Raw genomic sequence first — 14,165 nt, forward strand, 5'->3', positions numbered from 1 at the left:
AGTGTTAATTAATAAAAGCTATCGGCTTGATATTAATTAACTTTATAGCAATGTTCTTATATTTGATTAAGATCGCGTTTTTGATAATATTCAAAAAAAACATTATTTACCCTTTAAAATCAAATTAGTCTCCCCATGTATATAGAGTATAATTATAAATTATTGCCTAAAAAGGGTATCCCTGAGAGATACGCTTTCCATTTCTAATATAGAGAATTAATATGTCTGAATTACAACTAACTACACAAGAACAACAAGCAAGCTACGGTATCGGTCTGCAAATGGGTGAACAACTTGCTTCTAATCCTTTTGATGGATTAGATATTACTGCAGTTTCTCAAGGTATCGCAGATGCTTTTGCTGGTGTTGAAAGCAAAGTTGCACATGCAGACTTACAAGCGGCTTTTCAAGTTATTTCTGAGCGTATGCAAGCGACTGCTGCAGAACAAGCAAAAGTTTTAGGTGCTGCAGGTGCGGAGTTTCTTGCTGAAAATGCTAAAAAAGAAGGTGTTGTTGTTACTGAATCTGGTCTTCAGTATGAAGTTATTTCAACGGGTGAAGGTGAAAAACCGACTGCTGAATCAACTGTAAGTGTTCATTACCATGGCATGTTAACTGATGGAAGTGTATTTGACAGTTCTGTTGAACGTGGTCAACCAGCTGAATTCCCAGTGGGTGGCGTTATTGCTGGTTGGACTGAAGCATTACAACTAATGACTGTTGGTTCTAAATATAAACTGACTATCCCATCTGAATTAGCATACGGTGAACGTGGTGCTGGTGCTGCAATCGCTCCGCATTCAGTATTGGTATTTGAAGTTGAATTATTAGCGATTAAATAATTTAAAACGCTAAACTAAAAAGCCCCTAACTTGTTAACGAGTGAGGGGCTTTTTTATATGAATAAATTATTATCTATGTTGTGTTATAAACTCAAAAAGTAATGGAAAAAAAGTATAACTAGAGATACAAATTAACCAAAACCAAGCACTTAAACTTAGGCGTTGAAGAGATTGCTGTACCTGCTCGATACTAGGTGCTCCATCACTGCCTAGCGTAGCATAGGTTATCTTTTGTTCTTGATAAAGACGAATCCCGCCGAGTTCAACTTGCATACTCAATGCAAAACTAGAAAGCATTAAGCCTGAAGAAAAGTGGTGCCAATGAATGCTTTGTTTACAGTTTTTAATAATATTAGCTAAAGGTTTATCGTATAAAGCGAAGGTCATTGTCATTATTAAATGTACTGGAAATAGCATTGCCGCATAAAAAAATGAAGGAATACTTGTTAATGCATTAAACTCTTCTTTTTTAGCATTCCATTGCTGAGCACAAATTTGGACGGTTCGATATAACAATGCCCCATAGATCCCTGTCAATAGATACCAAAATATAACCGCAAACCAGGACGCAGTTAATTGCAATACCATTGATTCAATACATGCTTTATTTACCCCCATTAATGACAGTGGTTTTGTTTCTCGCTGCGTTAATGTCGATAATTTATATTTTGCCTGTGCGAGATTATTGCGCTTTATGGCATTAATCACTTGATCATAAATTAACTTTTTATCATGCCAAGAGAGAATTAAAAAAAGTAGTAACGTTTCTAATAGTGCAGGTTTGAAAACAATATTATAAAGCTGACTAATAATTAAAATGCAAGGGAAATAGACTAGCGAAAGGGAAAGTAGGCTCGCAATTCGTTTGTAGCTATCACTTCGGTTATCTAAATTCACTTTTACCGCAATTTGTTGAAAAATTAATTCAACCACTGATAACGGGTTAAGATCTTTTGGTAAAGAAACTAAAAATGAAAATAAAGCGACAGACAATAAACTAAAGTAGCCGCTATATTGTTCAACAAAGGTGATTATATAATCGAAGTAATTTTCCATTTAGTCCAATTTGCTTATTATGTTTTCAACGAGTATAGATGCATTTTTAGCAGCAATAGGTAAATATTGTTCAAAAGAGAGTTCTGATTTTTTACCGGCAATATCGGATAATGAGCGAATAATCAGAAAGGGGACGTTAAATTGATAACAAACTTGAGCAATTGCAGCGGCTTCCATTTCACAGGCTGCCATTGTTGGGAAGTTATTAAGTGCTATTTCTGCTTTTTTGGGATCTGCCATAAAAGTATCACCGGTGCAGATTAATCCCGTTATTATTTTTAGTGATGACAATGATTGTGCAGCTTGTTGTGCAATCGTGATTAATTCTTTTTGTGCTGGAAAAGCGGCTGGCAACTGTGCCATTTGGCCAATTTCATAACCAAATGCGGTGACATCAACATCGTGAAAACGTACCTCTGTTGAAATAACAATATCACCCACATTGAGTGCATTATTATATCCGCCGGCTGAACCAGTATTAATAATGGTATCTGGGCCGAATTTTTCAAGTAATAAGGTGGTTGCAACTGCTGCGGCTACTTTACCAATGCCCGATTTGGTTAACACTACTTGCTTGTTATTTAATTCCCCTTGATGGAATTCACATCCTGCAATAACCGTTGTTTCTATATTATTCATTTTTTCTTTTAAAATACGGATTTCTTCATCCATCGCACCAATAATGCCAATTTTCATCTGTTTATTTCTCTATTATTCCTATTAAAGTAGTAATGCTAGCATAATCTTGGTCAGATCTTCACACAATGGTTTTTTTGTTTGGTTTATCTGTGTAAAATCGTTGATTATTAAAAATAGTTTAAACAATGATCAGGAATCAAAGCAAATGAATGCCTTACTTGAAGATTTAAAAGCGCGAGGGTTAATTGCGCAAACGACAGCAGATGAAGAATTCCATACACATTTATCAAGTGGGTGCCAAACACTGTATTGTGGTTTTGATCCAACAGCCGACAGTTTGCATATTGGTAGTTTAGTTCCATTATTGACCCTAAAACGTTTTCAATTAGCAGGGCACAAACCGCTTGCATTAGTTGGTGGCGCAACGGGACTAATTGGCGATCCAAGTTTTAAAGCAACAGAACGTAAACTTAATACCGATGATGTTGTCGAAAATTGGGTCTCAAAAATTAAGAAACAGGTCAGTGCGTTTATTGAATTTGGAGACCAAGAAAATTCAGCCGAAGTTGTTAATAATTTAGACTGGATTGGGAAAATGGATAGCATTTCATTTTTGAGAGATGTTGGTAAACATTTTAGTGTTAATGCCATGATTCAAAAAGAATCTGTTAAGCAACGTATTGATCGTGAGGGAGCCGGTATTTCTTTTACCGAGTTTAGCTATATGCTTTTGCAATCCTATGATTTTGCAGCGCTAAATAAATCGACAGGTTGTTCAATTCAGATCGGTGGATCAGACCAATGGGGAAATATTACCGGTGGTATTGAGTTGACGCGTCGTATGAATCAAGAAAAAGTGTTTGGTTTAACTTTGCCTTTAGTCACTAAAGCCGATGGGACTAAGTTTGGTAAAACAGAATCAGGTACTATTTGGCTTGATCCATTGAAGACATCACCCTATGCATTTTATCAATTTTGGATAACCACATTAGATGCCGATGTGTATAAATTCTTACGTTACTTTACTTTCTTATCGTTAGAAGAAATTGATGAAATTGAAGAAAAAGATAAAACAATTCAAGGTCGCCCTGAAGGTCAAGGTATACTAGCGCGTGAAGTGACTCGTATTGTTCATGGGGAAGATGGGCTCGCTTCAGCTGAACGCATTACTCAAGCTTTGTTTTCGGGAGATTTAAGTTTACTTAGTGAATCAGATTTGGCTCAATTGGCACAGGATGGTTTACCAACAACGGAAGTTGAAGGCGAAGAAAAATCGCTGATCGAATTATTAACTAGCTGTGAATTAGCGAAATCCAATAAAATGGCACGTGAATTTACAACTAATGGTGCGGTTAGCATTAATGGTGAAAAACAATCGGATAGTGAAATAATATTGCTAAAATCTGATGCGTTATATGGTAAATATACACTCATCAAACGTGGCAAACGTTTATTTAATCTATTTATTTGGCAATAAAAGTTGAGGTTTATAATGTTTAAATATGACACAGTTAAGTTCGCATTAGTTTCAGTCTTAGCAGCTTCAACATTTCAAGCTGTTGCGGAAGACTTTCCTGTTACAGAAAATAACGCGGTTTATACTGACGAATCACAAAGTAATTGGGTAGATTTTAGTGATCCTACTGCTATTTTTTCCAAGATCGGGCTAGGAACAGGTACTGAAGGTGTTGATGTATATGCTGCTTTAGGCGGTTACTTGGGTGGGCAGTATGAGCAAAAGCTAACCATTGAAGGTAAGCATGACATGGATTTCTTTAATGTTAACTATCTTGCTTTTAACACTGCCAACGATACCGGCTTTACGTTAGATACGCGCTGGGACAGTGATTACAATCAAATCGCAGCCGGTGTAGTTAAAAAGCTGTATTTTGACCAAAATCAGAATATTGTTGTGTATCCTGCAATGAAATTCGGTGGAATGTGGGATTGGGATAATGACTTTGAAAGTACTAGCTTTGTTCAGATTGATTTAACGCTACGCTATGTCTTTAATCGCAATTTCTGGGTAGGGGCTACACCAACTTATAAATATGCATTAGGTGGTGAAGATATTAACGATTGGGATGGCACTATTGATGCTGGTTATCAATTAGCAGAAGAAATTGCCGCTTCAATTCATGCAAATAATGATGATGAAGTATGGGCTGATTTCACTTTCGCTTTTTAAATATCATTGTAATGGCTTCGTTAAGGTCACTTAATTGTGGCCTTTTTTGTTTGAGGTGATAATGCAAATAACAGATTATGTTAATACGCTCGGCTTAGATTTAAAGCAACGTTATGGTGAAAAAGTTCATAAACTGACGTTGCACGGCAATTTTAGTTGTCCTAATCGAGATGGAACATTAGGTCGCGGCGGATGTACCTTTTGTAATGTTGCTGCTTTTGCCGATGAAAGCCAAGCACATCAAAGCATACAAAGCCAATTGGCGCTTCGTGCTCAGGAAGTGTCTCACAAAGCAAAAAAATATCTTGCTTACTTCCAAGCCTATACAACAACCTATGCTGAAATAGAACAATTATCTCATCTCTATAAACAAGCAACTGAGGCGAATAATATTGTTGGAATTTGTGTCGGTACTCGTCCAGACTGTGTTTCAGATGAGGTGTTGAATTTATTGAGTAGTTACCTTTTTCAAGGCTATGAAGTTTGGTTAGAGCTCGGTTTACAATCTGCTAATGATAAAACGCTTAAACGTATTAATCGTGGGCATGGCTTTAATGAATATCATCAAATTTGCATTAAGGCGCGCGCATTGGGGATTAAAGTTTGCACGCACTTGATTCTTGGATTGCCTAAGGAAGATGACCTTGATTATCAGCAGACATTAGAAAAAGTGATTGATACAGGGACAGATGGATTGAAACTTCACCCACTTCATGTTGTACGTGGCGCGACGATGGAAAAATCATGGCGAGCAGGTCGGTTGTGTACTTTATCCTTAGAAGAATATAGTCAAGCCGCTGTTTCTTTAATTCGTCATACTCCGATGGATATTGTATTTCATCGAATCTCAGCGACTGCAAAAGCAGATGAATTACTTTCTCCTTTATGGTGTGAAAAACGTTGGCCGGTGCAAAATAGAATGGGCAAGTTGATGTCTATATTAGGTGGTCAAGAAAGCGCATTATAAGTGTTAATTCAAGGTGAACTGTTGAGAACAATTCAGTTTGGATTAGATAGAAAATAATAATAATCTATAGAAACTCTATTAGAATCATCTAATAATTGTCTTTCAAGTTGCAGTTAGTTTAGAATAGTACTCATAAATTTATTTAATTAGATGTTTATGCTGAAATTATTATTATCTTTGATTTTGTTATTTAGTTTAGGGCCTGCTTATGGCGTACTTAATGAATCAACGAAACCAATTAAAATTAATGTTTATCTTGAGCGAAATCCTCCTTTTTCTGATGTTAATAATAATGAAATAGCAAGTGGTCTTTTAGTCGATTATTGGCATGAATGGGCGAATTTAACTGGGATTGACGTAGCCTTACATTTTTATTCTGAAAACGATTTTTCTTTTTCGAGAAGTGTCATGGATCCTGCTATTTATAATGGATTACAAGCCTCTTCAACATTACGCAAACAATCAGTAAAAGAAAAGTTATTTACAATTTATGGACACTTTTACTTTTTTGATGAGGGCCTACTGGATAAAAATCGACCTTTGCGTGTTGGTGGGTTATTACCAGAAGGACAACAACTTTCTTTTTTATCTGAAGGAAAAGATCGCCAATATTCAGTATACCCTGGCATTTTTGAATTAATTAAAGCGTTATATGAACAAAAAATAGATGCGATAGTATTATTAACGAGTGATCCTGAAAACAAATCTGTTTTACATAAACTTTTAACGCTCTTTTTACATGAAAAGAAACTAGCCGATGATAACCAATCTATTTTTGCTTATGGGGAAAGTCAACACACAAATACATTAGAGTGGGTTAATTGGGGTAGGCAATTTGTTAATGATTCAAATAGTGTCAATCAAGCTTTATTAGACTCGGCTAATTCCATTTTTGCTGCTTCAGATAAAGTTCAAAAGAATGTATTGATTATTGTTATCCTAATTGTTGTCTTTATCCTTTATCAACGGCATAAACGTAAAAAAGATCTTCAATTTAAGAATTTATTAGACGACTCTCCTTATCCCTTAGCTATTTTTTCATTAGATGGTAGTACTATCTATTACCTCAATAATGAAGCATTGACATTACTCCCCACCAAGAAAATAAATGATAGATACGTTTTCAAAGACGTTGGAAACCAGACCGTATTTACAGAGTTTATGAAAACAGCCAATCATAAAGTTGTTATTGAAATGGAAACCATTCAATTACTCATTAATGATGCTTTTTTTGATATAGAAATCTCAGGAAAAAAAGTGTATTTCCGCAAAAAAACAGCTTGGCTATGCCATTTAAAAGATATCAATGCATTATTACAAACTACATCGCAGTTAACTGAAGAACGTGAATTATTAAATACTGTATTGAACTCTATTCCAGAACAAGTTTTATTTACTTCGCCAAAGGGGATTATTCTGAGCTGTAATGAGGCTTGGGCAAATGCTAATGGCACAACGGTTTTAGATGCAACTGGTAATGATATTAGTAATGTTATCTCTCCAGACTTAATCGATAAACAAAAGAAACAAGAAACATCGGTTTGGAATGGTAAGAAACTTAGCTCTCAGGAATGGACTCAGAAAAATAATAATGAATTGAATTTGATTAATTCAACTAAATTACCTTTATATAATAATAATCATGGTGTGTTCGGATTATTAAGTATTGAAAGCGATATTACTGATGTCTATAACTTGAATAGAAAACTGATTGATGAAAATGTTGAACGTAAAAAAGCTGAAATTGCGTTAGCTAAACAAAATACATTACTGACCACTGTTTTTGCCGTTAGTATTGATCCCATTGGCTTATTAGACCAGGAAGGGCGAGTTATTGGGGCCAATGATGCCTTTGCTGTTTTAATGGGATACAGTAATTCGGATGATATTGTTGGTAAATTACAAAGTGAATTTTTATCGGCTGAGCGGAGTGATTGGGTCGATATACAAAATAAAAATGTGCTTGAATCTGAAAAACCATTAATTTTCGATGAATTGATCTTTTTTGAAGGCAAGAAAATTTGGTATGAAGTGTCTAAAATGCCCTTTAAAGACGAAGACAATGACTTTAAAGGTATTGTTATTATGGCGCGTGATATTTCATTACATAAACAAACCGAAGAAAAACTCACTTCTGCTGCTTCTGATTATGAAGTTAAAATGCTGAATGACCAGCTTACCGGTATTGCCAATCGACGCGCCTTTGATATTCAATTTGAAATGCTTTGGAAAGAAGCAAGGGATGAACAAGAGTTATTATCTGTTGTTATGTGTGATATCGACTTCTTTAAACTTTATAATGACAATTATGGCCATCAACAAGGTGATAGAGCCTTAAAGCAAGTGGCTCAGACTTTAGAGAAAACCGCTCATCAATTAGGTGTTTTTGTTGCGCGTTACGGCGGTGAAGAATTTGTTGTTTTAAGTAAAGGCGGTAATGCGACAAAAGCATTAAAACAAGCTGAAGTATTGCGAGAAGCGGTAGCAAATGAACAAATTGAGCATCTTTATTCTGTAACAAGTAAGACCATTACAATGAGTATGGGATTATCGAGTATGCTTCCAAGTAACTTAAATACAATGGCGATGTTATTAGCAGAAGCCGATAGTGCGCTTTATGAATCGAAGAAGCATGGCCGTAATCAAGTTGGTGTTCATTAAGTATTATTATCAAAGGATGTTTATTAATTGTCTTTTAAGTAAATATTAAATCATAGTTTTGACTTTTCTGTGTTTTATTTTCTTATTAATCTCATAAGTAGCTGTTTTTATATTGAATTTTTTAATAAAAAATGGCAAATTGTTTATTCTATAAACAGATTTACTGGTTACTTTTTTTTAAAATAAAAAAGGAAGAAATGAGCACGTAGTTTAAACTGTGAACAATAGCAAATAACTAACCTATAAAAAATAATATTGTGTGAACCTAATATTATTAACGTTTATACTACTTTATGTGAGTTGTATAAAACCAAATACATAATTATTTGATAAATAATCAGCAACGCAGATCGGTTCTTAAGTAATTTCTTCCAGTAAATAAAAGAAAATATCAAACCGTTTATAGCTTGCTGTTGAATTTCTATGAAGCGCTCGCTTTGATTAGAAATGAAAGTGAATCTTTCAAATTAGATGGCCGCTGAGAAATTAAAAATATTAAGGAATGATTTATGGCGCAACATAATAAAACTGAAGAAAATGGCTCGATAAGTACGTCAAATTCTGAACAGGGACGTAAAGATGTTGTCAATATAGCTGAATTTAAACAGCCAGAAGAAAATAAAAGCCTAGCAACGTCAGCTTTTGAGCAAGTGATGTCACAAATGAACATTGCAGACCGCGCCGCTTTTGATGCACGTTATGACCAGATGTGGAAAGAAGCAAGTGACGAAAATGAACTGCTGTCTGTGTTTATGTGTGAAATTGATTTATTTAAAGCTTACCATGATAACTACGGACAACAGGGCGCTTCATTTATGCTGCTCGTTGTTGGCCTTGCATTAAAAAACATGTGTGAAAAATACAATTGTTTCTTAGCGCATTATCAAAAAGAAGAATTTGGTATTTTGATGAAAGGTGGCGATCCAGATAAAGCATTAGAGATTGCTGAAAATCTTCGTCAAGCTGTGGAAGATTCCCGTACTGAACATAAATTCTCTAGTGTGAGTCGTGTCGTTACATTAAGTATTGGTGTTTCTAGTATTTATCCTAATTCGATGCAAGTGCTTATGGCGCAAGTTGATAATGCTCTAGGTAAAGCTAAAGTATTAGGTCGTAATCAAGTTAGTTACGATTTTGTTAAACTTGAAGATCAAGTGGCCTTAACGCAGCCAAAAGTCTCTGATAACGTTGAAATCGCAGAAAGCGTAGCAGAGCCTGAAGTTGTTGAAGAAGAATCACATTTCAAGCAATTCTTAATGGATATGGAAATTGCAGATCGTCAATCTTTCAATACTAATTCAGTGAAACTTTGGCAAGAATGTAAAGCTGAAAATGAATTTTTATCGATGATAATTTGTGAAATTGATTTTCTACAACCTTACATTGAAAATTGTGGTAAACAGGCAGGGGAAGATCTTCTGCTTATTACTGCGTGTGCATTACAACAAACCTGTGAAAAATTTGGTGGATTTGTATACTACATGGGTGAAGATCGATACATCGTCTTACTTAAAGGTGGGAATGCAACAAACGCATTACGTGTTGCTAAGTATTTACATACTTTTGTTGAAGAATCTCAAACAGAACATCCACATTCAGAAGTGTCTGAATATTTAACCGTTAGTGTTGGTTTATCAAGCTTGTTCCCTAATGATACGAACTCTATTCGTATGTTAATGGGAGAAGCAAATAAAGCACTTAACTTAGCGATAAAATCAGGTAGAAATCAAACCAACGTTGTTGGTTAATTTTTATTTCTAAATAAATAAGGAGCTTTGATAGCTCCTTTTTTTATGGCAGAAAAATATATATTGCAGTATAAAATATTATCAATTTCTATTTTGTTTATTTTATTATTTAAACACTACGCTTAACTGATATCGCCTTTTGCTGAATATCTGATTAAAAGGTAATATACTCCATTTATCCTTTTCTAAACGCCCAATCGAATATCAACCAATTTATATTGTAATAATCGCTAAATATTGGAGCCTGCATGAGCATATTTAATCTTAAAACATGGGTGCATTATTATGTTTCTTTACTGAAAAGGTTAGGGGCATTACGTTTTAGCTTAATTCTTGCGGTCGCTATTATTTGTGCTGATTCTGTTTTACAGGTTTTTCTTGCTCATTATTTTGATGAGCCACTTGATATAGTCGATGTAGCCCGTTCATTTATACTTGGTGGGCTTATTACTCCATGGGCCGTTTACTTTTTGACCGTTGTGGTGGGGGATTTAGAAGAGGCGCGTGAAGTACTGGATCATACGGTTAATAAGCTTCAGGTTATTGTTAAAAATGATCAGCAAAAAACCATTGCCCTAGAAAGTGAAATCATTGAACGACAAAATAGCCAACTGCAGGTTGAGCAATCTGCGATATTATTACGCTCCTTTCTTGATACATCGCCCGATTTATTCTTTCACCGAGACTTAGATGGTAATTTTGTTGGTTGTAATAAATCAATGGAATTATTGATAGGTAAAACTGAAAAACAGCTAATTGGTGCAAATTTATTTGAAGTGTTTCCTGAAGGTTATGCAAATGAAGCAAACTTGCGTGATCAACGAGTCAAAGACACGCTACAAGAGCAAATTCAAGAGCATTGGATGCATTATCCTAATGGGCGCAAAGCTTACTTTGAGGTACGTGTACTGCCTTTATTCAACAGTCTTAAAGAGTTTGTTGGTATTATTGGTTTTGGTCGCGATATTACTGAGTATAAGAAAAACCAAGATATTCTTGAAAAGGCGAGTAAAGAAAAAACGACATTTATTTCAACGATTAGTCATGAATTAAGAACGCCTTTAAATGGAATTGTTGGACTCAGTCGTATGTTGTTAGATGAAAAGCTGACACCACAACAAGTGCAATATCTTAAAACAATTCATATTAGTGCAATTACATTAGGCAATATTTTTAACGATATTGTTGACCTTGATAAATTAGATCGCCGTCGGTTTGATTTAGTCCGTGAAAAAGTGGAATTACAAGATTTCTTGAGTGATTTACAAAGCCTCTCCTATATACAAACGCAGCAAAAGGGATTACAGCTTGAATTTATTCAGACTGGGGCCTTTCCTCATGTTATTGAAACAGATGCAACACGCTTGCGTCAGGTGTTATGGAACATAATTAGTAATGCCGTAAAATTTACCGAACAAGGAAGTATTACTATTCGTTGCCGCTATGAGCCGGGAGAAATAAATCAACTTAGTTTTGAAGTTGAAGATTCAGGTATTGGTATTCCTAATGATCAGTTGGATAAGATATTTGCTATGTATTACCAAGTTAAAGGTAATGCAAACGTAATTGGTACCGGCATTGGTTTAGCTATTTCATCTCAGATAGTTAAAATGTTAGGCGGTAAATTATCCGTTGAGAGTGAACCAGATGTTGGTAGTACCTTCCGGTTTTCAATTCCAGTGCAAGTCAATCAAGACAAGGCTTTAGATGAACCATCATTGCCTAGCATTAAGCCCTTAGATATTTTGTTAGTTGAAGATATTGAACTTAATATTTTAGTCGCGAGGGCTTTACTTGAAAAACTTGGTCACCATGTTGATTGTGCTATGGATGGCGCGCAAGCATTACAAAAAGTCTCAGAGCATAGCTATCAACTCATTTTAATGGATATTCAATTACCTGATATGGATGGTTTTGAGATAACACAAAAATTACGTCAGATTTATGGTGGGGGTTTGCCTCCTATTGTTGCTCTTACCGCTAATGTATTCTCCGATAAAGAGTATTTTATTGAAAGGGGAATGGATGACGCATTGAGTAAACCATTGGGTGTGGACGCATTAAATAAAGTGATTAATAAACAGTTTTTATTACAAGATACCTTACCAGAAATACCACAACACCCCGTACTTTTGGCTGAAAAAGTGAGCGATAGTTTATTTGATGAAGAGATGTTAACTGATTTACTGGAATTTATACCAAGTGATGTGATGTTAGATAATATTGCATTGTTTGAAAAACTAATGCCCGACTATTTGCAAATATTAGATTCAAATATGATTGCAAAAGATAAAGAGGGTATTGTTAATGAGTCACATAAAATTAAAGGTGCTGCGGGCTCTATCGGTTTAAAACGGATACAAAAATTAGCGCAACAAGTGCAGTCACCAGATCTTCCTGCATGGTGGGATAATATTGACGATTGGGTTACTTTAATGAAATCAAATTATCAGCAGGATATAGACGATTTAAAAATCTGGGTTACTGAACACAAAAGTTGATTTATTTTTGTAGGGCTTGTAACCGTACATCACTTTTTTTGTAAATCTCAATTTTAGCACTGTAACGGGCTTGGTCTAACCGATTATCGGTATAAGCCAATGCATTTGCCATTTCTTGACTTGCTTCTTTAAAGCGTCCCTGAAGAGCTAAATATTGAGCATGTACATTGTATTCCTTCGCTTTATCTTTTAATTTTTTATAAATATCGATTGCCATGCGGTGCGCTAAAATGTGATTAGGGTGGCTACGAATAAATAATTCAATGATTTTAGCGGCTTCTTGATATTGTTTATTGACCATTAAAGCTTGTGTTAAGTTAAGTACATAAACCGTATTTTCGGGAGATTTATTATAATGTTCTGATAATGCGGGAATAATTTTATTAACCTGATTTAATGCAATAGAAGTATCGGTTAATAAGTCAATGTAAAATAAGTTATTCGGTTTTTCTGCTAATAAATCAGTCGCAATTTTATCAGCTTTTTCGAACTCCTTGTGATTAAAATAACCCAATGCTAACCCATATAAAGCGGCATCTTTGAGTTGATAAGTAGTATTCTTTAGCTCACTTTGATATGCGTTAATCGCACTTTCTGCGGTCATATTACCATAGCGAACGGTTATTCTTGCTTTGCTTAATTGATAATCTAAACTGTTTTCAATTTTTTTTGTTGGATATTGGCTAGCGCGTAAACGTGCTTCTGCTAAACGTGTTTCCGTTAATGGGTGAGTTGATAACATTTCAGGTAATGCACTAGCATATTGATATTTTTGAGCTAATTTACTAAAAAAGGCCGCCATACCATTAGGACTATATCCGGCTTTTGCTAAGGTTTGTATCCCGATTCTATCGGCTTCATATTCATGAGCTCGTGTATAATTGATTTGTGATTGTGTCGTAATGGCTAAGGTAGTACTTAATGCCGCCATGCCTGCTGCGGGGGATACTAAGGATAATAATACAGAGCCTGCTAGTGCAGCTAGGCTAGCTGGGTTACTTAAGGATTGTTGTTCAAGCATTCGTGCTAAATGACGCTGGGTTATATGTGCTATTTCATGGGCAATTACGCTTGCTAATTCACTTTCATTGGTTGCATATAAAAATAAACCACTATTGATTTTTATATTGCCACCTAAAAAAGCGGCCGCATTAATTTCTTTATCTTTGATAAGAAAAAAATGGAAGGGCAATTTAACTGAATCAGCATTAGCGACCAAGTTATCGCCTAGTTCATTAATATAATAATTTAGAACAGGATCTTGAATCACAGGGAGTTTTTGATTAACCATTAATTGAAAAGCCCAACCATATTCTTTTTCTTCTGCAATGGTCAATGCTCCCGCTCCAATTGTCCCTATTTCCGGGAGTTTGTCTTCAGCCTGTATGACTGGCGGTAAAAATAATAATGGTAATAAGAGTGATAAAATTCGATATTTATTTTTCACAAGAGGCTCTTATATATAAAATCAGAGTCGTTAACTTATCACAAAATTGGCCAAATAGTATATTGCACAATAATGGAAATTTTAATAATGATCATTACTGTATATAGCATGAAAGA

10 protein-coding genes are annotated in these 14,165 nt (G+C 35.0%); 7 read left to right on the forward strand and 3 right to left on the reverse strand.

Annotated features, from left to right (window positions below; all coding sequences use genetic code 11):
* Positions 1-221 precede the first annotated feature (221 nt).
* Positions 222-842 (forward strand): FKBP-type peptidyl-prolyl cis-trans isomerase, encoded by a 621-nt coding sequence (locus ACR30L_RS04955; RefSeq protein WP_435236928.1) that lies wholly within the window; start codon positions 222-224, stop codon positions 840-842.
* Positions 843-911: 69 nt separating this feature from the next.
* Here ACR30L_RS04955 and ACR30L_RS04960 read toward each other — a convergent pair whose 3' ends face one another.
* Both ACR30L_RS04960 and mtnN read right to left on the reverse strand, forming a co-directional pair.
* A complete protein-coding gene (locus tag ACR30L_RS04960) occupies positions 912-1,898 on the reverse strand; it encodes a cobalamin biosynthesis protein (RefSeq protein ID WP_435236929.1) in 987 nt (328 codons plus the stop codon).
* The gene (gene mtnN / locus ACR30L_RS04965) at positions 1,899-2,594 is read right to left on the reverse strand and encodes a 5'-methylthioadenosine/S-adenosylhomocysteine nucleosidase (RefSeq protein WP_435236930.1); all 696 of its coding nucleotides are present in this window, start codon (positions 2,592-2,594) and stop codon (positions 1,899-1,901) included.
* A 148-nt stretch (positions 2,595-2,742) separates the two neighbouring features.
* On the opposite strand from mtnN, the gene tyrS reads away from it, so the two are divergent.
* The 6 genes from tyrS (at position 2,743) to arcB (ending at position 12,602) form a co-directional block, all read left to right on the forward strand.
* Positions 2,743-4,014, forward strand: coding sequence for a tyrosine--tRNA ligase (gene tyrS / locus ACR30L_RS04970; RefSeq protein WP_435236931.1), 1,272 nt, complete (start codon positions 2,743-2,745; stop codon positions 4,012-4,014).
* Between the two features lie 15 nt (positions 4,015-4,029).
* A complete protein-coding gene (locus tag ACR30L_RS04975; RefSeq protein WP_435236932.1) occupies positions 4,030-4,725 on the forward strand; it encodes a hypothetical protein in 696 nt (231 codons plus the stop codon).
* A gap of 61 nt (positions 4,726-4,786) precedes the next feature.
* The gene (locus ACR30L_RS04980) at positions 4,787-5,692 is read left to right on the forward strand and encodes a TIGR01212 family radical SAM protein (RefSeq protein WP_435236933.1); all 906 of its coding nucleotides are present in this window, start codon (positions 4,787-4,789) and stop codon (positions 5,690-5,692) included.
* A 156-nt stretch (positions 5,693-5,848) separates the two neighbouring features.
* Positions 5,849-8,353 (forward strand): transporter substrate-binding domain-containing diguanylate cyclase, encoded by a 2,505-nt coding sequence (locus ACR30L_RS04985; RefSeq protein WP_435236934.1) that lies wholly within the window; start codon positions 5,849-5,851, stop codon positions 8,351-8,353.
* Positions 8,354-8,862: 509 nt separating this feature from the next.
* A complete protein-coding gene (locus tag ACR30L_RS04990) occupies positions 8,863-10,101 on the forward strand; it encodes a diguanylate cyclase domain-containing protein (protein ID WP_435236935.1) in 1,239 nt (412 codons plus the stop codon).
* 248 nt (positions 10,102-10,349) lie between these two features.
* Complete coding sequence (arcB, locus tag ACR30L_RS04995) at positions 10,350-12,602, forward strand: aerobic respiration two-component sensor histidine kinase ArcB (protein WP_435236936.1); 2,253 nt, start codon at positions 10,350-10,352, stop codon at positions 12,600-12,602.
* A gap of 1 nt (position 12,603) precedes the next feature.
* Here the strand turns inward: arcB and ACR30L_RS05000 are convergent, their stop codons facing one another.
* Positions 12,604-14,049, reverse strand: coding sequence for a M48 family metalloprotease (locus ACR30L_RS05000; protein WP_435236937.1), 1,446 nt, complete (start codon positions 14,047-14,049; stop codon positions 12,604-12,606).
* Positions 14,050-14,165 lie beyond the last annotated feature (116 nt).

This window comes from Psychromonas saccharinae (genome assembly GCF_051201515.1).
Lineage (GTDB): Bacteria > Pseudomonadota > Gammaproteobacteria > Enterobacterales > Psychromonadaceae > Psychromonas.